The organism is Streptomyces sp. NPDC051940 (assembly GCF_040680895.1).
In the GTDB taxonomy this organism is placed as follows: Bacteria; Actinomycetota; Actinomycetes; order Streptomycetales; family Streptomycetaceae; genus Streptomyces.
On record NZ_JBFAXR010000010.1, the window covers coordinates 101,042 to 121,319 of the forward strand.

Here is a 20,278-nt window from a genome sequence, read left to right on the forward strand (position 1 = left end):
GGCCGGTGGCTGTCCACGACATGTGGGCAGGGGTGAAACACGCAGAAGAACCCCGGTTCAGCGGGGTCCTTCCCCGTTGCAGGGAGCCCCGGTGCTGCCGCGGGCGGTCGACCGGTCGGAAGGCGCCGGTGTGGCCCGGCCAGGCCGGATTGTCATGCCCCTTGCACACCTCCCCCCGCTCCTGCTATCCACTGTTAGGAAACTTTCCTATCCGGACCCACACCCCACCGGAGGCCCCATGAGACCCGCACGGTTACGGATACGCACCGCCGTCGGCGTCGGGGCGGTGATCGCCGCCCTGGTGCTGCCCCTGGCCGGGGGCGGGCCCGCCGTCGCCGCGCCCACGCGGTACGAGGCCGAGAGCGCGACCGTCTCGCAGGGCGTCGTGGAGGCCAACCACGCCGGCTTCAGCGGGACCGGGTTCGTCAACACCGACAACGTCGCCGGGGCGTACGTCGAGTTCACCGTCAGCACGCCCGCCGCCGGCACCGCGACCCTGGCGCTCCGCTACGGCAACGGCACCACCACCGACCGCCCCGGGGACGTGGCCGTGAACGGCACCGTCGTGGCGGCGGGCAAGTCCTTCCCGTCCACCGGCACCTGGACCAACTGGACCACCGCCACCGTCACCGCGAGCCTCCCCGCCGGCACCAGCAAGGTGCGGGTCACCGCCACCACCGCCGGGGGACTGCCCAACCTCGACTACCTCGACGTGGACGTCACCGCCCCCAGCGCCGACTACCAGGCCGAGAACGCCGTCATCTCCCAGGGCCTGGTGGAGGCCAACCACACCGGCTACACCGGCACCGGCTTCGTCAACTACGACAACGTCACCGGCTCCTACGTCGAGTTCACCGTGACCGCGGCCGCCGCCGGCACCGCCGGCCTGGAGTTCCGCTACGCCAACGGCACCACCACCGACCGGCCCATGAGCGTCACCGTCAACGGAACCGTGGTCAACCCGTCCGTGTCCTTCCCGTCCACCGGCACCTGGACCGGCTGGACGACGAAGACCCTCAACGCCGCGCTGAACACCGGCACCAACACCGTCCGCGCCACGGCGACCACGGTGAACGGCGGACCGAACCTCGACCGGCTGGCGCTGACCGCCCCGGGCCAGCCGCCGACGGGGGACACCCCCGCCGAGATCAACGGCCAGCTCCGGATCTGCGGCACCAAGCTCTGCAACGCCTCCGGCCACCCGGTCCAGCTGCGCGGCATGTCCACCCACGGCCTGCAGTGGTACTACCAGTGCCTGACCACGGGCTCGCTGAACGCCCTGGCCGACGACTGGAACGCCGACGTCATGCGGATCTCGATGTACATCCAGGAGGACGGCTACGAGACCGACCCGGCCGGCTTCACCGCCAAGGTCGACAACCTGATCGAGCAGGCCACCGCCCGCGGGATGTACGCGATCGTCGACTGGCACATGCTCGACCCCGGCGACCCGTACTACAACCTCTCCCGCGCGAAGACGTTCTTCACCCACATCGCGCAGAGGCACAACGCCAAGACGAACCTCCTCTACGAGATCGCCAACGAGCCCAGCGGGGTGAGCTGGTCGCGGATCAAGTCGTACGCGGAGGAGCTCATCCCCGTGATCCGCGCGAACGACCCGGAGACCCCGGTCCTCGTCGGCACCCGGGAGTACTCCTCGCTCGGCGTCTCCGCCGGGGCGACCGAGTCCGAGGTGGTCAACAACCCGGTGAACGCGACCAACATCGCGTACACCTTCCACTTCTACGCCGCCTCGCACGGCCAGGAGTACCTCGACGCCCTGTCCCGGGCCGCCGACCGGATCCCGATGTTCGTGACCGAGTTCGGCACCCAGACCTACACGGGCGACGGCGGCAACAACTTCACCAGGTCGCAGCAGTACCTCGACCTGATGGCCGCCAAGAAGATCTCCTGGGTCAACTGGAACTACTCCGACGACTTCCGCTCGGGAGCCGTCTTCAAGGACGGCACCTGCGCCGCGAACGGCCCCTGGACCGGCACGACCTCGCTGAAGCCCGCCGGGGTCTGGGTCCGCGACCGGATCCGCACACCGGACGACTTCCCGACCGGGTGACCGGGTGACCGGGTGACCGAAACGGCCGGCAGAGAGGGCCGGATCCACACCCCCGGTGCGGACCCGGCCCTCAGCCTTACGCGGGATCAGTCGTCCAGCTCCAGCCGGTACACACCCCCCTGGTCGACGCCCGCGAACAGATAGCGGCCGTCCGGCGACACCTGCAGCGACAGCACGTCCTTGTCGGGCATGCCGCGGGAGATGTTGCGCCAGGTCTTCCCGCCGTCGGTGGACTTCAGCACGCCCCGCGCGCCGGTCGGGGTGAAGTCCACCCACCACTCGGCGGTGCCGGCGTAGAGCGTGCCGCCGTGGCCGGTGATGTCGGTGACGGAGACGGGCAGCACCCCGGTGTCGGCGTTGGTGAAGGTCTTCCCGCCGTCCGTGCTGCGCCGGATCGCGTCACCGCCGGTGAGCATGACCCCGCCGGTGAACTCGATGGTGGCGACCCGGGCCTGCGTGATCCGCTCCGGCGTGGTGGCGCCGAAGTCGTCGGAGCGCCACAGCCCGTACGCGTTGCCGAGCCAGATCCGGCCGGGCACCTGCGGGTCGGCCTCGATCACGTCGAACGACAGGCCCAGCTTGCGGGTCTTCCAGGTGGCCCCGCCGTCGGTGGTGGTGTAGACGCCGCTGCCGAACATGCTGCGGTACGACACCGCCATCCGGTCGGGGTCCGCCGGGTCGACCATGAAGCCCTGGCCGGAGCCGTCGAGCCAGGGGCTGACGTCCTGCCAGGTGGCCCCGCCGTCGGTGCTCTTCTGCACCGCCAGGCCGGTGAACCCGTTGAACAGCCGCCATACGGAACCCGGCTCCTTCGGCGAGGTCCGCAGAGCGCCGATGGCGGAGCTGATGGTGCCCTCGCCTTCCGCGTGTCCCCACTCGGGATCGGCGGAGCCGACGGGAGTGCGGTAGGTGCCGATGCGGGTCGCCGCGAACAGCTTGTCGCCGGCCGTGGCGAGCGAGGAGACGCTCTCGGCCTGGACGCCGAGCCGCTTCAGCGCACCTCCGTCGCCCCGGTACAGGCCCGAGGAGGACAGGCCGAGGGTGTACGAACCGTCGGCCCACCGGTCGTAGTCCGTGACCACCGAGCCGGAGACGGGCTTGGCGACCGGCGTCCACGTCCTGCCGCCGTCCAGGCTCCGGGCGATCCCGCCGAACAGGGCGTCATGCAGGATCTCGCCGTCCTCGACGAGGACCCGGCCGCTGTTGGGACGCGTGGACTTCTCGAACGTGGCACCCGCGTCCCGCGAAATGTGGACACCGGCGTTCTTGCCCTGCGCCATGACGACGACCAGGTCGTCGTCCACGTCGAAGCCCAGCAGATGCGTCTCGCGGATCTTGCCGGCGAAGACCGTGACGGCAGGCCCCGGGTTGCCGGTGGCGAAGCCCGGGATCTTCCAGATCTTCTGGCCGGCCCACACGTACAGGTCGTCGCCGCCGAACTTCACCTGGCCGACCCAGTCGGTGATCCCCATGCCCGCCAGGTCGACCGCCTGCCAGCTGCGGGCGCCGTCACGGCTGGCGTAGTACTGGCCGCTCCCGGTGTCCCCGGCGAGCAGCACCCGGGTCCGGTCGTCGGCGGTCAGGGTGTCCACCGGTCCGGCCGGGACCGGCATCCGCTCCCAGCTCCTGCCCCTGTCCTCGGTGCGCAGCACCACGGTGCCGTCCGGGAAGGCGGTCGGATGCCCGCTGACGACGACCTCCCACCACCGCTTCGGGTCGGTGGAGTCGACCACCAGCTGCGGCGCGTACAGCGCGTCACGCACCGGCGTGTGGTTCAGCTGCTGCCAGTTCCGGCCCTTGTCCGTGGTGAGCCAGGCACCCGGGCGCAGCCCGGAGGTCATCACGGCCTGGTCCGGGTCGCCGGGGGCGAGGTGGGTGGTGCCCACCGTGCTGTTCGGCCCGATCGGCTTCCACCGCTTGGCGCTGGACGCGGTGCGGGTCACCTCGAAGGCCCCGCTGCCGGTCTGCCTGACGCCGCCGACCGAGACACCGGACGCGGACATCGTGTACGTACCGGAGTCCAGGCCCGTCAGGTTCGCCGCGTACACCCAGTCGACGGCGGTCGGCTGCATGGTGACGGTGAACGCGGCGCCCTTCGGCGGCGTGACGGTGAGGACCGGAGGGGTCTTCAGCCCCTTCTTCCCCAGGGCGTAGATGAGGGTCTCGCCGTCGACGGACGGGTCATCGGCCGCCTCCACGTACAGCGGGAAGGCGAACATCAGATACGGGACGGTGAGCCGGGGGCCCCGGTCCGGGGTGACGGTGACGCGGCCGCTGATCTGGGTGGTGGAGTCGTCCGTCGCGTCGGGGCCGTCGGCCTCGACGGTCAGCGTGACCGCGGCGGAGCCGCCCGCCGGGATGTCGACGTGCTCCGGGGTGACCTCGGCGCGGCCGCTGACCGTGACCGCACCGCTGACCGGCGTGGCGCCGGAATTGTGCAGGGTGACGGTGCGGGTGCCGCCGACCTTCGCCCGGTCGGTGTCCGTCATGCCGAAGGACACCGTGGCCGGCGAGGCGGACAGCGCGGTGGCGGCCGCCGCGGCGGTGTCGAGCCGGCCATTGCCCTGGGTCATCAGGTCCAGGCCGGCCAGCGGCTTGGCGGTGCCGATCACCTGGGCGCCGAGTTCGGCCAGCGGGCGGTCCGGGTGCAGCTGGTGGAGCAGTGCCGCGGAGCCCGCGGCGAGCGGGGTCGCCATCGACGTACCGGAGAAGTGGGCGTATCCGTCCGGCCATACCGCGCTGCCGTCAGAGTTCCGCAGGCCCTTCGGGACGGTGGAGCGGATCTCCACACCGGGGGCGACGATCTCCGGCTTCAGGGTGAGGCCCTCGCGCTCGGGGCCGCGGGAGGAGAACGAGGCGAACGAGTCGCTGTCGTCCCGCCCGCTCAGCGTGACCGAGCCGCCGGACTCGGCGAGGGCGGCCAGGGCGGTGGCGCCGTCGAGGTCGACGCCCATGATCGCCAGCTTGTCCATGCGCAGCGAGTCGCCGGACTCGTCCGGGCGGAACCCGGAGGGGGCGAGGAGCGCGGTGTCACCGCTCGCCGCCTCGCGGGCGACACTGGTGCCAGGCCCCGACTGCCCGGTGAGCGGGTTCGCACGGGTGGAGCCGCCGGCCACGACCGGGCCGCCGCCCCCGCCGACGCCGCCGATCAGCGCGATCGCACCGCGCTTCTCGGCCTCGCGCCAGACCTCCAGCTCGAAGCCGAAGACGTCGTACGGGTTCTCGGGCGCGGGCGGCAGCGGGTACAGCACGATCTTGCCGCTGACGTCGCCGACCCGCTCCCAGTCCTCGGGGCTGCCCTCGCCCAGGTTGACCACCTCGGCGGTCACCGGCTCGGCGGGCGGGTTGGCGGAGCGGGCGCCGCGGTAGACGGACAGCGGCTCGTCCGCGCCCGGCACCTCCACCACGGGGAGCCGGATGCCGCTGGTGGTGGCGCCGACGGCGATCACGCCGGGGGCGGCGGCGGGGGAGCCGACCAGCTCGTAGCCGGGGATGTTGCCGGCCGCGGCGAACACCAGCGCACCGGACGCGGCGGCGGCGCTCGCGGCCCGCGCCACCGCGTCGGTGGCGGTGCCCTGCGCGTCGCCGAGGCTCATGTTGACGATGTCGGCGCGGTGCGGGTTCGCCGGGTCCACCGCGGCCTCGAGCGCCGCGATGATCTGGGAGTCGGGGCCGTAGCCGTCCGCGTTCAGCACCTTGTACGCCATGATCTGCGCGTCCGGCGCGGCGCCGGTCACTCCGCCGTCGGCGGCCGCCTTGCCGGCGATGATGCCGGCGACGTGGGTGCCGTGCGAGTGGTCGTCCATCGGGTCGGCGTCGTCGTTGACGAAGTCGTAGCCGCCGACGACCTTGTGGCCCTCGCCGAAGGCGCCGCCCAGGTCGGGATGGGAGTAGTCGACACCGGTGTCGAGCACGGCGACCGTGGTGCCCTTGCCGGTCACGTTCGCGCCGGACGGGTCCCGCTGCTGCCAGACCTCCGGGTTGCCGACGACCTTGTTGGCCTCGGCGACGGCGGCCTTGTTCATGCCGTCCTCGACGACGGACCTCACGCCGGGCAGCGCACGCAGCTTCGCCACGTCGGCGCCGTCGACGGTCATCGCCACGGCGTTCGCCAGCAGGTTCAGCTCGCGTACGGACCGGGCGTCGACGCCGCGGTCCTTCGCGTCGGCGAGGAAGGCGTCCTGGCGGGCCTTCAGCTTCTGCCGCTGCTCCTTCACGTCGGCGGCCCTGGCGTTCTTCATCGGCCCGGGCGCCGCGGCGAGCGCGCCGTCACCCGTCAGCTCGACGATGACGCGCTGGCTGCCCTGGTTCGCAGGCTCGGCGGCGGCGATGGACGACGGGACCGATGTGAGCAGTCCGCCGAGCACCGCGGCCGTCAGACCTATGTGCACAGTTCTTCGGTGTGAGTACCCCATAGGCGGTTCCTAACGGGCCCGGTGTGGAAACAGCAACGATTCCCCGCGGCCCATTGCTGCCGGTGGCACAGTTGGGCCACGATCCCCGGCATGTCACAGGAGCTGGCCCCCGTCGGTATCGACGCCTTCGACGAGCAGGTCTACCGGGCGCTGCTGTCCCGTCAGGCGGCCACGCCCGCGGAGCTCGCGGGGGAGCTCGGCACCTCATCGGAGCGTGTGGTGCGGGCACTTGACCGGATGCACGACCGCGGACTGGTCGGCCGGATGTCCGGCACCCGCCGCCGCTACGCGGCCATCGATCCGCAGCCCGCCGTGGAGGCCCTGATCCAGGCGCGTACGGCGGAGCTGGGCCGGGTGCGTTCGGCCGCCGCGGAGCTTGCGCGGCTGTTCGAGGCGGCCCGGCGGGGGGAGGGCGAGGAGGTCGAGATCATCGCCGGCCGGGAGGCGCTGGGCCGCTGGTTCGTACGCCTGCAGCAGGAGGCCAAGACGGAGGTGCGCACCCTCGACCGGCCCCCGTACGCGCTGACCACGGCCAATCCGGTGGAGGAGACGGCGATGCGCGGCGGCGTGACCTATCGCGCCGTGTACGCCCCGGAGGCCCTGGAGTGGCCGGGCGTGCTGGACGACATCCGGCATCTGGTCGACCGGGGCGAGCAGGCCCGCGTCCTGCCGGGGCTGCGGATCAAGCTGGCCATCGCGGACGAGTCGCTGGCCCTGATGCCGCTGTCGCTGGACCTGACCGACGTCCGCGCGGCGGTCATCCGGCCGTCGTCGCTGCTGGACGCGCTGATGGACTACTGGCAGCTGTGCTGGAACCAGGCCACGCCGCTGCTGGCGACCGGGGAGACCGACCACGCCTCGGCGGACCCCGACGAGGACGACCGGCTGCTGCTGGCGCTGCTGGTGAGCGGGCTGAAGGACGAGGCGATAGCGCGCCAGCTGGGCTGGTCGGTACGCACCATGCGGCGCCGGATGAGCCGGCTGCACGAGCAGCTGGGCGCCGCGAACCGCTTCCAGGCGGGCGTGATGGCGACCCGCCGGGGGTGGATCTGACCCAGACGTTTCAGTGGATCCGACCCGGACGTTTCAGTGGATCCGACCCGGACGTTTCACGTGAAACGCCGCGTGAGGTCCTGTCGCGCTTCGGTCCTGGGACAGCGGGCGGATCGGGGATAGCGTCGCCCCATGGAACACCCGCGCCGGCCGGCCGTTCATTCGGCCGACCGGCGGGAACCCCGCCCGGCGGGCACTCGTTGGTCAACACGGGCGGGCAAAGAAGTCGTAAACCGTCACACAGTCAAGCGGCGCGACCGCGCCGGATGGAGCAGGGATCAACCATGGGTGTCAGCCTTTCCAAGGGCGGGAACGTCTCGCTGACCAAGGAGGCCCCGGGCCTCACTGCGGTCGTCGTGGGTCTCGGCTGGGATGTCCGCACGACCACGGGCACGGACTTCGACCTCGACGCGAGCGCGCTGCTGGTCGGCGCCGACGGCCGGGTCGCCAACGACAAGAACTTCATCTTCTTCAACAACCTGAAGAGCCCGGACGGCTCCGTCGAGCACACCGGCGACAACCTCACCGGTGAGGGCGAGGGCGACGACGAGCAGGTCAAGGTGAACCTGGCCGGCGTGCCGGCCGACGTCGACAAGATCGTCTTCCCGGTCTCGATCTACGACGCCGAGACCCGGCAGCAGAGCTTCGGCCAGGTCCGCAACGCGTTCATCCGCGTGGTGAACCAGGCGGGCGGCGCGGAGATCGCCCGTTACGACCTCTCCGAGGACGCCTCCACGGAGACCGCGATGGTCTTCGGCGAGCTGTACCGCAACGGCGCGGAGTGGAAGTTCCGCGCGGTCGGCCAGGGTTACGCCTCGGGCCTGCGCGGCATCGCGCAGGACTTCGGCGTCAACGTCTGAGGCACACGCCGGCAGTACGCAGCGGCCCGCTCCCCGACCGGGGGGGCGGGCCGTTCCGCTTGCCTCGGCCCGCGCGGCCGGGTGCGGGCCGCTCGCGGATGCCTCAGCAGGGTGCCTCAGACCGCGCTGAGCTGCCCCGCCAGCTCCCGCGCACGCGTCTTCGCGTCGTCGTGCGCCTTGGCCCGCGACGCGTCCGCGAGTGGGATGAACTGGGCCAGCTCGGGCTTCACCGGCGCCAGGGTCATCTCGGGCACGATGAAGTCGACCCGCAGGCCCATCATCCCGGTGAGCACCTTCTCCAGGTAGTTCGTCACGAACTCGTAGTCCTGGCGCGGCGTCCCCGGCGCGTACGACCCGCCGCGCGCGGCCACCACCGTCACCGGCTTGCCGGCCACCGTGCCCTCCTCGCCGCCGGTGCGGCCCACGATGATCGCCTGGTCCAGCCACGCCTTGAGCGACGACGGGATCGTGAAGTTGTACATGGGCGTGCCGATGAGCACCGCGTCGGCCGACTCCAGCTCCTCGGCGAGCGTGTGGCGCAGGGCCAGGGCGCGGCGCTGCTCCTCGGTCTGGTGCTCGGCCGGGACGAAGGCCGCGGTGATGCCGTGGGCGTCGAGGTGCGGCACCGGGTCGGCGGCGAGGTCGCGGTAGATCACCGCGCCGCCGGGGTGGGCGGCCTGCCATTCGGCACGGAAGGCGGCGGTGACCTCGCGGGAGGCGGAGCCCTCCGGAATGGCGGACGAGTCGAGGTGCAGAAGGGTGGCCATCAGGCCCTCCTCGTTTCTAGACAGGGGACGAATCACTCAAAAAAGTCGCTGCATTTCCCCGTGCAGCTTTAGCAAGAGTAGCAGCTTACTTTTCTGCAGCAAGTAGGAGCGAGGCAGTACCCTGGATCCATGGCAGTCGAGCAGGGGGAACTCAACGAAGCCCAGTCGGCGACCGCCCACGCCTGCAACGGCGTGGGCGAGAACGTGCACGCCGTCTTCCGTCTCCTGGGAAAGCGCTGGTCAGGCGTGATCATCGCGGTGCTGATGCACGGCGAGGCGCACTTCGCCGAGCTGCGCCGCGCCATCCCCGGCATCAGCGAACGCATGCTCTCCGACCGGCTGTCGGAGCTGGGCGACGCCGGACTCGTCGTACGCGCCGTCCACGAGGGACCACCGCTGCGCGTCTCCTACCGCCTCACCGAAGGCGGCCTCGCCATGGAGCCCGCCCTGCGCGAACTCGGCGCCTGGGCCGAGACCTACCTGGCCGATGGCGGACGCTGCCCCGAGCGGTATCGTCGCTGAGCCGGACCGACCGGGCCGCGCGCCGGGGAGCCCGCCGAGGCGGGCCCGCCGAGGGGGAGGGACCATGCTTCAGACCGCCGGCATACCGCAGCAGCGCACCGCCACCGGCCGGCTGCCGCACATCGAGGGCTTCGCCCCGCCGCGCGCCGCCGCCGGGGCCACCGCCAAGGAGCAGGGCAAGGCCCTGCGCGAGAAGCTCCCCCGCGCCGACCAGGCCCGCTTCGCCACCGCACCCGGCCGCCCCGAGATCGCCGACGCCGTCGAGGAGTCCGCCCGCGGCCGCCTCCCCGACCTCGTCCCCATCCGCACCGGCCGGATGGCCGCCACCCCGTTCGCGTTCCTGCGCGGCTCCGCCGGACTCATGGCGTACGACCTGGCGCCGCTGGCGCACACCGGCCTCGGCGTCCAGCTCTGCGGCGACGCCCACGCCGGCAACTTCGGCCTGTACGGCGACGCCCGCGGCTCCCTCACCATCGACATCAACGACTTCGACGAAACCGTCCACGGCCCCTGGGAGTGGGACCTCAAACGCCTCGCCGCCTCCCTCGTCCTCGCCGGCCGCGAGACCGGAGCGGACGAGGACACCTGCCGCGCCGCCGCCCACGACGCGGCCGGCGCCTACCGCCGCACCATGCGCTGGCTCGCGAAACTCCCCGCCCTCGACGCCTGGAACGCCATCGCCGACGAGGAGATCGTCTCCCACACCGACGCCCACGACCTCGCCGGCACCCTGGAGCGCGTGGCCGAGAAGGCCCGCCGCAACACCAGCGCCCGGTTCGCCGCCGGCAACACCGTCGAACTCGACGACGGCACCCACCGCTTCACCGACGCCCCGCCCGTCCTGCGCCGTGTCCCCGACGCCGAGGCCGCCGCCGTCGCCGGCTCCCTCACCGGCTATCTGCGCACCCTGCCCGAGGACCGCCACCCCCTCCTCGCCCGCCACGCCGTACACGACGTCGCCTTCCGCATCGTCGGCACCGGCAGCGTCGGCACCCGCTCGTACGTCGTCCTGCTCCTGGACCACCGCGGCGAAGCCCTCGTCCTGCAGGTCAAGGAGGCCCGCCCGTCCGCCCTCGCCCCGCACGCCGGGGCCGCCGGCTTCCCCGTCCCGCCCGTCGCGCACGAGGGACAGCGCGTCGTACTCGGGCAGAAGCGCATGCAGGTCGTCAGCGACGTGCTCCTCGGCTGGACCACCGTCGACTCGCTGCCCTACCAGGTGCGCCAGTTCCGCAACCGCAAGGGCAGCGTCGACCCCGCCGCGCTCGCCCCCGACCAGCTCGACGACTACGCCCGGATGACCGGCGCCCTCCTCGCCCGCGCCCACGCCCACAGCGTCGACCCCTGGCTGATCGCCGGTTACGCCGGCAAGAGCGGGGAACTCGACGAGGCCGTCGCCGCCTTCGCCGTCGCCTACGCGAACCGCACCGAAGCCGACCACGCGGACCTGGTCAAGGCCGTCGCGGCGGGCCGCCTCCCGGCGGAGCGGGGCGTCTGAGGAACCGCGGCGAAGTCCGGTGCTGCTCCGCACGCGCCCCACTCAGGCGACCGGCTGCTCCCACGGGGTCCGGGGGCGAAGCCCCCGGAATCTCTTCGCTCGCAACCCGCCGGAGGCGCTCAGCGCAGCTCCGCCGGCGGGGTGCGCGCCGCGTCCACCTTCTGCGTACGGACCAGCTCGCCCCACACGATGTACCGGTAGTCCGACGTGTACATCGGCGTGCACGTCGTCAGCGTGATGTACCGCCCCGGCTTGCCCTTCCCCGACTCCCGGGGCACCGGCGCCAGCACGTCCACGTTGTACTTCGAGGTCTCCGGCAGCGTCGCGTACGCCTTGTAGACGTACCAGGTGTCCTTCGTCTCGAAGACGATCGGATCACCCGTCTCGATCTTGTGGATGTTGTGGAACTTCGCCCCATGCCCGTCCCGGTGCGCGGCCAGGGTGAAGTTCCCCGACCTGTCCCACGGCATCGCCGACTTCACCGGCTCCGTGTACGCGCCCGCCACCCCCTGGTCCAGCACCGACGACCCGGTGCCGCGGCGCACCAGCACGGTGTCCGCCATCGAGGGCACGTGCAGGAACCCGATCCCGCCCCGGGTGTCCAGCGCACCCGGCGCGTCCGACTGCCAGCTCTCCCGCAGCCGGTCGCCCAGCCGCCCCGCCTCGCGGTTCGCCTCGACGTTCGTCCACCACAGCGAGTACGCCACGAACAGCGCCAGCAGCACCCCGACGGTGATCAGCAGCTCACCGGCGAAACCGACCACCGTCGCGACCACGCCCCGCCGGCGCCGCGGGGGTGACGCCGGGTCACGCGCCCAGCTGGGGCCCGTACGGCCGTCGCGCGAGTTGTCCGTGACCGTCACCGCACGCCCCGATCGTCAGTTGGCGAGCGCGTCCGGCTTGCCCTCGCTCCGCGGTAGCTCCTCGACCATAACGCCCCAGACGATCAGGCGATATTTGGACGTGAATTCCGGAGTACAGGTCGTCAGTGTGATGTACCGCCCGGGCCCGGTGAAACCGGAACCCTTCGGGACCGGGTCGATCACGGAGGTGTTCGACGGGCTCGTCGACGGCAGCGAACTCGTGATCTTGTAGACGTAGTAGGTGTTCTTCGTCTCGACGATCACCTGGTCGCCCGGCACCAGCCGGTTGATGTAGCGGAACGGCTCGCCGTGCGTGTTGCGGTGCCCGGCGATCGCGAAGTTGCCCTTCTCGTCCCACGGCATCGCGGTCTTCAGAGCACCGTCGTTGTAGTGCCCGATCAGGCCCTTGTCGAGGACCTTCACCTTGTCGACGCCCTCGGCCACCGGATCGTCGACGTTCAGCTTCGGGATGTGGATGATCGCGAAGCCCTCGCCCGGGTCGTACTTGTCGTCCTCCTGGTCCTGCTCACTGCCCTTGCCGGTGTCCGCGGTGCCGCCGACGGTGGGGCTCTCGCTCCACTTCTTCTGCAGCTCCTTGGCCTCCTGGCCGGCGTGCCGGTCGGCGAGCACGTTCGTCCACCACAGCTGGTACGCGACGAACAGCAGCATCAGCGCGCCGAGGGTGATGAACGATTCGCCGGCGATCCGGCTCGCCATCAGATTGCGGTGCTGCTTGGCCTTGCGCGCCGCCTCCCGCGCCGCCATCCGGCTCCCCGGCGCGGCCCCGCCGCCCTCGGCCGGCCCCTTCAGCCGCGCCGCCACGGCGGAGCGCAGCTCCGCCACGCGCAGCGCGATGGTGCGGTCGGCGGGATGGTCCGCGGCGTCCTGCGCCGCGGACCGCGGCGCCGCGGGCGGCTGCTGCACGGTACGGAGCTGGGTCGTCGGCATGTCCGCCCCGGGGGCGGCCGGGCCGCCGTGGCCGAGTCCGGCGGACGCAGCGGCTATCGGCCCGGGTTCGGACAGCTGGACGGGCTGCGGTATCCGTACGGGCTCGCGCTCCGGCTCCGGCTCGGGCTGCGGTTCGGGCTCGGGCTCCGGAACGGACTGCGGTTCGGGCTCCGGCTCAGCCTGCGGCGCGGGCTGAGGCTGACCCCACGACTGATCGCCCCACGCCTCACCGGCGACCGGCGTCACCGGCTGCGCGGGCATCACGGGCTCCGGCTCAGGCTCGGTTTCCGGCTCAGGCGTCGACTCCGGCTGAGGCTCCGGCTCAGGCGCCGCTCCCGCGTCCGACACCGGCCGCCGCGGCTGGAACCACGACGACTCCACCGACGTGGGAGCCCCAGCCCCGTCCGTCGTATCCCCGCCGTCCGAAGCCCACGACGGCGTCCGGTCCTCGGTCACCCGGCGGCCGCCGTCCCCACGACGGGCGCCAGCCCCGCGGACCGCGCCACCGCGCCGGCGTCACCGCACTCCTCGAGCCAGTTCGCCAGCATCCGGTGACCCCACTCCGTCAGCACCGACTCCGGATGGAACTGCACACCCTCCACCGGCAGATCCCGGTGCCGCAGCCCCATCACGATCCCGGTCTCCGTCTCGGCGGTCACCCGCAGCTCGTCCGGTACGGACGACACCGCCAGCGAGTGGTACCGCGTCGCGGTGAACGGCGACGGCAGCCCCCGGAACACCCCGGCACCCTCGTGCACCACCAGCGACGTCTTGCCGTGCAGCAGCTCCGGCGCCCGGTCCACCACACCGCCGTACGCCACCGCCATCGACTGCAGACCCAGGCACACCCCGAACACGGGGATCCCGGCCGCCGCACAGTGCCGCACCATGTCGATGCAGACACCCGCCTGCTCCGGCGCACCCGGCCCCGGCGACAGCAGCACCCCGTCGAAGCCGTCCTCGGCGTGCGCGGGCGACACCTCGTCGTTGCGCAGCACCTCGCACTCCGCGCCCAGCTGGTACAGGTACTGCACCAGGTTGAAGACGAAGCTGTCGTAGTTGTCGACCACCAGGATCCGGGTCCTGCTCACGCGGCACCCCGCCCCTCGTCCACGGTCACGTCGCCGAACGGGAGCAGCGGCTCCGCCCACGGGAAGACGTACTGGAAGAGCAGATAGACGATGCCCAGGAAGAGCAGCAGGCAGATGAGGGCGCGCAGCAGCGCGTGCCCCGGCAGATGCCGCCAGATCCAGCCGTACATGTGCCCCTCTTCACCCGTGCCGCCCATGGCCGATTGCGCCGTACCAGGGTAACGATCCCCCACCGGCCCGCGGACCCTAAGTGCGCAGCCTCTCAGCCCGCCCGTAAACACCAGGTCAGGCGCTGGCAAACAGCCTGTCACGGCTCCCCGCCGACACCGCTCAGCCAGGACGCAGCGCCGCCGGGCGCCCCTGGCTCACCGGCTGCGTGGCATCCAGATGGCCCCAAGCGATCAGCCGGTGCGAGGAGCCCCACTCCGGATCGCAGGTCGTGAGCGTCAGATACCGGCCCGCCCTCTTGTACGGCCGCGCCTGCGGGTCCAGCGGAGCCGGCACCGGCTCCACGACCCCCACGTCCGAGGGCAGCGTCCGGTACACCGGCGCGTCGATGCGGTACGTGAACCACGTCGTCCCGTCCGACACCACCACCGCGTCCCCCGGCCGCAGCCGCGGGAAGTCCTTGAACGGATCCCCGTACGTCCGCCGGTGCCCCGCCACCGCGAAGTTCCCCTGCCCGCCGGGCGGCGCCGTCCGCGCGTAGTGGCCGAGCCCCTTGCGCAGCACCTGCACCCCCGTGCCCTGCAGCACCGGCTTGGCCCAGCCGCGCCCCAGCCGCGGGATGTACATCACCGCGAACGCCTTCCCCTTCACCAGCACCGCGGGCCGCGCCGGCCCGCTCCGCCCCGCCGACCCGGGGGCCTTGGCCTCCCCCGACTGCCCGCCGCCCGTCGCCGCCGGCGAGGGCGGCGCGGTCGCCGCCCACTGCTGCTGCAGCTCGTCGATCTGCCCGTCCATCGCGCTGTCCGCCCGTACGCCCGTCCAGTACAGGACGTACACCACGAACAGGAGGATCACCGCGCCCACGGTGATGCACAGCTCACTGAACGTCCGGACGAGCAGCCTCACCGCCACCGGCCCCCCAAGCTCCGGGGCCCGGCCGGGCCCTCAGTCCACAGGCTGTGCGAAGTGGAGATCCACTGTGCCCGAATAGCCGGGAAGAGTCACGGCCTCGTGCTCCGCGATTTTCCACCCCAGTCCGTACGCCGCCACGTAGCGCTGGTAGTTCTGGATCGCCGGCGAGGCGTCCAGCGCCCGCCGCAGCGCCTCCGTCTCCCCGACCGCCGTCACCTTGTACGGCGGCGAGTAGACCCGCCCCTGCAGGATCAGCGTGTTGCCCACGCACCGCACCGCGCTCGTGGAGATCAGCCGCTGGTCCATCACCCGGATCCCCTCGGCCCCGCCCTGCCACAGCGCGTTCACCACGGCCTGCACGTCCTGCTGGTGGATCACCAGATCGTCCGGCTGCGGCTCCGGCACGCCGGGGATCAGCGCCTGGGCGTCCGGCGGCGCGTCCTGCAGCGTCACCGTCACCCCGGGACCGCGCAGCGCGCCCAGCCCCGCCACGTCCTGCAGCCCGCGCATCCGCTGCCGCGAGGCCGGGTCGCCGCCCGCGTCCCGCTCGGCCAGCGTGTCGATGCCGCCGCGCAGCGCGGACGCCTCACGGCCCAGCTCGGCGTTGTCGGCGTCCCGCTCGTGGATCAGATCGCTGAGGCGCAGCATGGAGTCGTCGCTGCGCAGGTTCACGCCCTGGGCCGTGTGGAAACTGGTCCAGAACAGGAGTCCCGCGAGCCCGAAAACGCCCAGGGTGAGCAGCCGGGCGGGGCGAAGTGAGGGGACGCGGGGGCGCCGGGAAGAATTACTCACAGTACCCTTATCTCCTTCCCACCCTGAGAGGCACTACGCTAACGGACGCCTGGGGTAGGACAGGTCCGGCGGACGAGCTCCCCTACCGGAGCCCCGCCCGTGTTAGCAGCATCGACAGGAGAGTCTCTCGTGCCGAAGTCACGCATCCGCAAAAAGGCCGACTTCACCCCGCCGCCGGAGCGGACCGCGCAGAGCATCAACCTGCGCGGCAGTGGTCCGCGCCGGCTTGTGGCGCCGTTGATGCTCGCGCTCTTCCTCATCGGTCTGGCGTGGATCGTCGTGTTCTACGTCACGTCCGGCGACTTCCCCATCTCGGCGCTCGACAACTGGAACATCGTGGTGGGCTTCGGCTTCATCGCCGCGGGGTTCGTCGTCTCCACCCAGTGGAAGTAGCGGGGAGCGACGGAGAGCAGGCGGGGGAACAGCCCGTCAAGCTCTCCCCCCAAGTTATCCACAGGTCAGTCCACAGCTGTGCAAAAGACTGACGATCTGTGGATAGCCCTGGTGGCGTTGACGCCGGTGTGACGTTTCACTCGGGGCGGTGAAGGGGCGTAACCCTTGATCTCCCAGCGGAAACGCAGGTTTGTTCGGTCACGGACCGTGGTCCGGCACTCCATGCACATCCTTCGCGACACCCTGTGGACAACTCCTCAGTGAGTGCAGGTCACGGCACTGGGAGCCACCCCGTACAGCGTGAAGCCCCGTCCCCCTGGGGGGCGGGGCTTCCGTCGCGTGCGGAGCGGGTCAGCGGCGCTCGATGAGCACCGACTCGACGACCACGTCCTGCACCGGGCGGTCGTTGCGGCCCGTCGCCGTGGTGGCGATGGAGTCGACGACCTTCTGGCTGGCCGTGTCCTCGACCTCGCCGAAGATGGTGTGCCGGCGGTTCAGGTGCGGGGTCGGGCCCACCGTGATGAAGAACTGCGAGCCGTTCGTGCCGGGGCCGGCGTTGGCCATGGCCAGCAGGTACGGCTTGTTGAAGGACAGCTCCGGGTGGAACTCGTCCTCGAACTGGTAGCCCGGGCCGCCCATGCCGTTGCCCAGCGGGTCGCCGCCCTGGATCATGAAGCCGGAGATCACGCGGTGGAACACGGTGCCGTCGTACAGCTTGGCCGTGGAGCGCTCGCCCGTCTGCGGGTGGGTCCACTCGCGGTTGCCCTCGGCGAGGTCGACGAAGTTCTTGACCGTCTTCGGCGCGTAGTTCGGCAGGAGCTTCACCGTGATGTCGCCGTGATTGGTCTTCAGGGTGGCGTACAGCTGCTCAGCCACGATCTACCTTCCATAGTCTTCACTGACGTCTACCGATCCTGCCACGAAGCGGACGCGATCCCGACCAGTCCCGGCTGACGCGCGGATCGAACGCCGTACCCCCGCGTCTACCGGCACGGCCTCAAGCCGACGTAGTCCCGGCTGGTCAGCGGCGCCGGACGGGGTCCGGGCGGGCGGATGCGTGGCATTCTCGGGGGCGACGATCCCCCTTGCACCCCTTATCCGGTTTGGCCTAGTTCGACATGCCGTCCGCGAAGGTGGCAGGCATGATTCGTAAACAGGTGGAAACGCGATAAACACCGTCGCGCGCCCGTCGTACGACATCGCATACGAGCCGCCGAACCAGCCGATTGCCACGAGGAGGATGATCCCGTGACCCGCAAGAACGGCGTGCACACGGCCAGCGGCACAGCCAGGGATTCCGTGAAGCACGCAGCTGAGGTGGTGGCACCGTACGCCAGCTCAGCCAGGGACCAGTGCCTGTACATAGCGGGCCAGTGCGTCCACTACGCGTCCGAGACGAAGGACCGTCTCGGCCCCAAGGCCGCCATTCTGGCCCACGACGCACAGGCCGCCTACTACCTCCATCTCCACCCGCACGTGAAGAAGGCCCGCGCGCGGATGCCCGAGGGCCTGGACCGGGCGGCCACCATGGCCGCGCTCCGTACCCGGCACGCCGCGGCCTACGCCGGCCCGAAGGTGGCGCACGCCGCCTCGGCGACCAAGGACGCCGCGATCCCCGTCGCGAAGGAGACCGCCGCGCGTTCCACGGCCGCGCTGCACGCGCTGCGCGGGCATGTGACGCCGAAGGACATCGAGAAGCTGGCCCGTAAGAAGCACCGCCGCCAGATGGCCGGCCACACCGCGAAGAACGCGGCCGTCGTCGGCGCCGTGGGCGCGACGGCGTTCGCGGCCTGGCGCTGGTGGGACCGGCAGGTGAACCCGGACTGGCTGGTGGAGCCGCCGGCCGCGACGGAGGTCCGCGAGGAGTCCGTACGGATCGAGGACGACACCGAGTACATGAACCGCGAGGCCAGGGTGGACCGCGCCGAGTCGGCCCTGGACCCGGAGGTCCAGACCAAGCAGGCGCAGGACGACCTCAACGAGGGCGGCAACCCGACCGACACCTCACGCGGCTACTACGAGCGGGAGGACAACCTCTGACCGCCCGGTCCTCGTGACGACGCGAGAGGCCCGGTCCACTGCGGACCGGGCCTCTCGCGTTTTCGGGGTGGAGCCTAGGAGAGTCGAACTCCTGACATCCGCCATGCAAAGACGGCGCTCTACCAACTGAGCTAAGGCCCCGGGTGTCCCAGACAGGGTACCTGGTGACCCCGGGGGTTCCGCAAAGCATTCAGATGCGGCTTTGCCCATGGGCAGACCCTGTCTCGGCGACCCTCCGCTCCGTAGGATGCGAGGCGGGACTTCGCAGGAGCGAAGAAGGACACGGGACCGCCACAGGCGCGTCAGGGGAGGCCGCAGCCATGGACGAAGCACGGAGAGACGCCAGCGAGCGTGCGCGCGAACAGCAGCGCGGCTGGTACGGAGAGCCGCTGGGCAGCCTCTTCCGCCGGCTGATAGAGGATCTCGGGCTGAACCAGGCCCGGCTCGCCGGTGTCCTCGGCATCTCGGCTCCGATGCTGTCGCAGCTGATGAGCGGCCAGCGCGCCAAGATCGGCAATCCGGCGGTGGTCCAGCGCGTACAGGCGCTGCAGGAGCTCGCGCAGGAGGTCACGGTGGGCGGGGTGTCCGCGGCGGAGGCGGCGGCCCGGATGGAGGAGGTCCGCAAGAACTCCGGGGGTGCGGTGCTGTCCACGACGACCACGCACGCGGCGACGGGCGCGACGACGGTCCGCCGGGTCGTACGGGAGATCCAGTCGCTGCTGCGGTCGGTGGCGGGGGCGGCCGACATCATCGATGCGGCGGACTCGCTCGCCCCGGCGCACCCGGAACTGGCAGAGTTCCTGCGGGTGTACGGTGCCGGGCGGACCGCGGACGCGGTCGCGCACTACGAGGCGCACCAGAACTGACGCACGCGGCACCGGGACACCAGAACTGACAGCGGACGACTAGGGGGCGGCGCGGCGCCATGGGTGAGGTCTTCGCCGGGAGATACGAGCTGATCGACCCGATCGGCAGGGGCGGGGTGGGCGCGGTGTGGCGCGCCTGGGACCGCCGCCGCAGGCGGTATGTGGCGGCGAAGGTGCTGCAGCAGAGCGACGCGCACGCGCTGTTGCGGTTCGTACGGGAGCAGGCGCTGCGCATCGACCATCCGCATGTGCTGGCGCCCGCGAGCTGGGCGGCGGACGACGACAAGGTCCTGTTCACGATGGACCTGGTGCGCGGCGGTTCGCTGTCCCACCTGATCGGCGACTACGGGCCGCTGCCGCCGCGGTACGTCGTGACGCTGCTGGACCAGCTGCTGGCGGGGCTGGACGCGGTGCACGCGGAGGGCGTGGTGCACCGGGACATCAAGCCGGCGAACATCCTGCTGGAGGCGACCGGTACGGGCCGCCCGCATCTGAAGCTGTCGGACTTCGGCATCGCGATGCGCAAGGGCGAGGCCCGGCTGACGGAGACGGACTTCGTGGTCGGCACGCCCGGGTACGTCGCGCCGGAGCAGATGCTGGGCGCGGAACCGGACTTCCCGGCGGACCTGTTCGCGGTCGGGCTCGTCGCGCTGTATCTGCTGACCGGGGTGAAGCCGGACGGCAAGGAGGTCTTCGAGCAGTTCCTGCAGCAGGGCACGCCGCCCGCGCCGGCCGGGGTGCCGGATCCGCTGTGGGGTGTGCTCACGGGGCTGCTGCAGCCCGATCCCCAGGCGCGGTTCCGCACCGCGACGGGGGTGCGCAAGGCGCTCGCGTCGGCGGTGGAGCTGCTGCCGGAGTCCGCGCCGGACGAGGAGCCGGTGGAGGTCTTCGACCAGATCGGCCCGCTGCCCCGCGGCTACGGTGCGGACGGCCCGCTCACACCCGGGACCTCCGCGGCGGACGGCCCACCCGCGGCCGCGGGCTTCGGCCCGCCCCCACCAACACCCACGGGAAGCTTC

The 20,278-nt window shown here is 71.6% G+C and carries 18 protein-coding genes, 1 tRNA gene and 1 pseudogene; 10 read left to right on the forward strand and 10 right to left on the reverse strand.

Annotated features, from left to right (window positions below; genetic code table 11):
* Positions 1–238: 238 nt before the first annotated feature.
* Together AB0M28_RS07080 and AB0M28_RS07085 are read left to right on the forward strand one after the other, a co-directional pair.
* Positions 239–1,081: pseudogene (locus tag AB0M28_RS07080) on the forward strand (carbohydrate-binding protein); the annotation flags it as partial.
* Positions 1,082–1,096: 15 nt separating this feature from the next.
* Positions 1,097–2,074, forward strand: coding sequence for a glycoside hydrolase family 5 protein (locus AB0M28_RS07085; RefSeq protein ID WP_365399096.1), 978 nt, complete (start codon positions 1,097–1,099; stop codon positions 2,072–2,074).
* Between the two features lie 86 nt (positions 2,075–2,160).
* Here the strand turns inward: AB0M28_RS07085 and AB0M28_RS07090 are convergent, their stop codons facing one another.
* Positions 2,161–6,465, reverse strand: coding sequence for a S8 family serine peptidase (locus AB0M28_RS07090; protein ID WP_365399031.1), 4,305 nt, complete (start codon positions 6,463–6,465; stop codon positions 2,161–2,163).
* Between the two features lie 114 nt (positions 6,466–6,579).
* On the opposite strand from AB0M28_RS07090, the gene AB0M28_RS07095 reads away from it, so the two are divergent.
* Both AB0M28_RS07095 and AB0M28_RS07100 read left to right on the forward strand, forming a co-directional pair.
* Positions 6,580–7,542 (forward strand): helix-turn-helix domain-containing protein, encoded by a 963-nt coding sequence (locus tag AB0M28_RS07095; protein WP_365399034.1) that lies wholly within the window; start codon positions 6,580–6,582, stop codon positions 7,540–7,542.
* A gap of 284 nt (positions 7,543–7,826) precedes the next feature.
* Positions 7,827–8,402 (forward strand): TerD family protein, encoded by a 576-nt coding sequence (locus AB0M28_RS07100; RefSeq protein ID WP_365399036.1) that lies wholly within the window; start codon positions 7,827–7,829, stop codon positions 8,400–8,402.
* Positions 8,403–8,518: 116 nt separating this feature from the next.
* Here the strand turns inward: AB0M28_RS07100 and AB0M28_RS07105 are convergent, their stop codons facing one another.
* Positions 8,519–9,169, reverse strand: coding sequence for an NAD(P)H-dependent oxidoreductase (locus AB0M28_RS07105; RefSeq protein WP_365399039.1), 651 nt, complete (start codon positions 9,167–9,169; stop codon positions 8,519–8,521).
* Positions 9,170–9,298: 129 nt separating this feature from the next.
* Between AB0M28_RS07105 and AB0M28_RS07110 the strand changes: the two genes are divergently transcribed.
* Both AB0M28_RS07110 and AB0M28_RS07115 read left to right on the forward strand, forming a co-directional pair.
* The gene (locus AB0M28_RS07110) at positions 9,299–9,691 is read left to right on the forward strand and encodes a helix-turn-helix domain-containing protein (protein ID WP_365399042.1); all 393 of its coding nucleotides are present in this window, start codon (positions 9,299–9,301) and stop codon (positions 9,689–9,691) included.
* A 64-nt stretch (positions 9,692–9,755) separates the two neighbouring features.
* Positions 9,756–11,186: a DUF2252 domain-containing protein gene (locus tag AB0M28_RS07115; protein WP_365399045.1), complete on the forward strand. Its 1,431-nt coding sequence runs from the start codon at positions 9,756–9,758 to the stop codon at positions 11,184–11,186.
* Positions 11,187–11,305: 119 nt separating this feature from the next.
* On the opposite strand, the gene AB0M28_RS07120 is transcribed toward AB0M28_RS07115, so the two are convergent.
* The 6 genes from AB0M28_RS07120 to AB0M28_RS07145 form a co-directional block, all read right to left on the reverse strand.
* A complete protein-coding gene (locus AB0M28_RS07120) occupies positions 11,306–11,962 on the reverse strand; it encodes a class E sortase (protein ID WP_365399099.1) in 657 nt (218 codons plus the stop codon).
* Positions 11,963–12,064: 102 nt separating this feature from the next.
* Positions 12,065–13,258 carry a class E sortase gene (locus AB0M28_RS07125; protein WP_365399048.1) on the reverse strand — a complete coding sequence of 398 codons (1,194 nt, stop codon included), beginning with the start codon at positions 13,256–13,258 and terminating at the stop codon, positions 12,065–12,067.
* A 191-nt stretch (positions 13,259–13,449) separates the two neighbouring features.
* Complete coding sequence (locus AB0M28_RS07130; RefSeq protein WP_365399051.1) at positions 13,450–14,088, reverse strand: aminodeoxychorismate/anthranilate synthase component II; 639 nt, start codon at positions 14,086–14,088, stop codon at positions 13,450–13,452.
* On the reverse strand, positions 14,085–14,258 hold the full coding sequence (locus AB0M28_RS07135) for a hypothetical protein (protein WP_365399054.1): 174 nt from the start codon (positions 14,256–14,258) through the stop codon (positions 14,085–14,087). Before AB0M28_RS07135 ends, AB0M28_RS07130 begins: the two co-directional genes overlap by 4 nt.
* A 160-nt stretch (positions 14,259–14,418) precedes the next feature.
* A complete protein-coding gene (locus tag AB0M28_RS07140) occupies positions 14,419–15,162 on the reverse strand; it encodes a class E sortase (RefSeq protein ID WP_365399057.1) in 744 nt (247 codons plus the stop codon).
* Positions 15,163–15,201: 39 nt separating this feature from the next.
* Complete coding sequence (locus AB0M28_RS07145; RefSeq protein WP_365399060.1) at positions 15,202–15,960, reverse strand: DUF881 domain-containing protein; 759 nt, start codon at positions 15,958–15,960, stop codon at positions 15,202–15,204.
* Positions 15,961–16,089: 129 nt separating this feature from the next.
* Between AB0M28_RS07145 and crgA the strand changes: the two genes are divergently transcribed.
* Complete coding sequence (gene crgA, locus AB0M28_RS07150) at positions 16,090–16,353, forward strand: cell division protein CrgA (RefSeq protein WP_365399062.1); 264 nt, start codon at positions 16,090–16,092, stop codon at positions 16,351–16,353.
* A gap of 351 nt (positions 16,354–16,704) precedes the next feature.
* On the opposite strand, the gene AB0M28_RS07155 is transcribed toward crgA, so the two are convergent.
* Positions 16,705–17,229, reverse strand: coding sequence for a peptidylprolyl isomerase (locus tag AB0M28_RS07155; RefSeq protein WP_365399065.1), 525 nt, complete (start codon positions 17,227–17,229; stop codon positions 16,705–16,707).
* 372 nt (positions 17,230–17,601) lie between these two features.
* Here AB0M28_RS07155 and AB0M28_RS07160 point away from each other — a divergent pair, with 372 nt between their 5' ends.
* Positions 17,602–18,393 (forward strand): DUF5324 family protein, encoded by a 792-nt coding sequence (locus AB0M28_RS07160; protein WP_365399068.1) that lies wholly within the window; start codon positions 17,602–17,604, stop codon positions 18,391–18,393.
* 68 nt (positions 18,394–18,461) lie between these two features.
* On the opposite strand, the gene AB0M28_RS07165 is transcribed toward AB0M28_RS07160, so the two are convergent.
* A tRNA-Ala gene (locus AB0M28_RS07165) sits at positions 18,462–18,534 on the reverse strand.
* A 179-nt stretch (positions 18,535–18,713) separates the two neighbouring features.
* On the opposite strand from AB0M28_RS07165, the gene AB0M28_RS07170 reads away from it, so the two are divergent.
* Both AB0M28_RS07170 and AB0M28_RS07175 read left to right on the forward strand, forming a co-directional pair.
* The gene (locus AB0M28_RS07170) at positions 18,714–19,259 is read left to right on the forward strand and encodes a helix-turn-helix transcriptional regulator (protein WP_365399071.1); all 546 of its coding nucleotides are present in this window, start codon (positions 18,714–18,716) and stop codon (positions 19,257–19,259) included.
* A 59-nt stretch (positions 19,260–19,318) separates the two neighbouring features.
* Positions 19,319–20,278, forward strand: a 960-nt coding sequence (locus tag AB0M28_RS07175) for a serine/threonine-protein kinase (RefSeq protein ID WP_365399075.1), incomplete at its 3' end; no start/stop codon positions are given.

Coding starts and splice junctions, on each gene's coding strand:
- AB0M28_RS07100 (WP_365399036.1), top strand. CDS start 7,827: ATGGGTGTCAGCCTTTCCAAGGGCGGGAACGTCTCGCTGACCAAGGAG.
- AB0M28_RS07095 (WP_365399034.1), top strand. CDS start 6,580: ATGTCACAGGAGCTGGCCCCCGTCGGTATCGACGCCTTCGACGAGCAG.
- AB0M28_RS07170 (WP_365399071.1), top strand. CDS start 18,714: ATGGACGAAGCACGGAGAGACGCCAGCGAGCGTGCGCGCGAACAGCAG.
- AB0M28_RS07115 (WP_365399045.1), top strand. CDS start 9,756: ATGCTTCAGACCGCCGGCATACCGCAGCAGCGCACCGCCACCGGCCGG.
- AB0M28_RS07110 (WP_365399042.1), top strand. CDS start 9,299: ATGGCAGTCGAGCAGGGGGAACTCAACGAAGCCCAGTCGGCGACCGCC.
- AB0M28_RS07125 (WP_365399048.1), bottom strand. CDS start 13,258: ATGCCCGCGCAGCCGGTGACGCCGGTCGCCGGTGAGGCGTGGGGCGAT.
- AB0M28_RS07135 (WP_365399054.1), bottom strand. CDS start 14,258: ATGTACGGCTGGATCTGGCGGCATCTGCCGGGGCACGCGCTGCTGCGC.
- AB0M28_RS07105 (WP_365399039.1), bottom strand. CDS start 9,169: ATGGCCACCCTTCTGCACCTCGACTCGTCCGCCATTCCGGAGGGCTCC.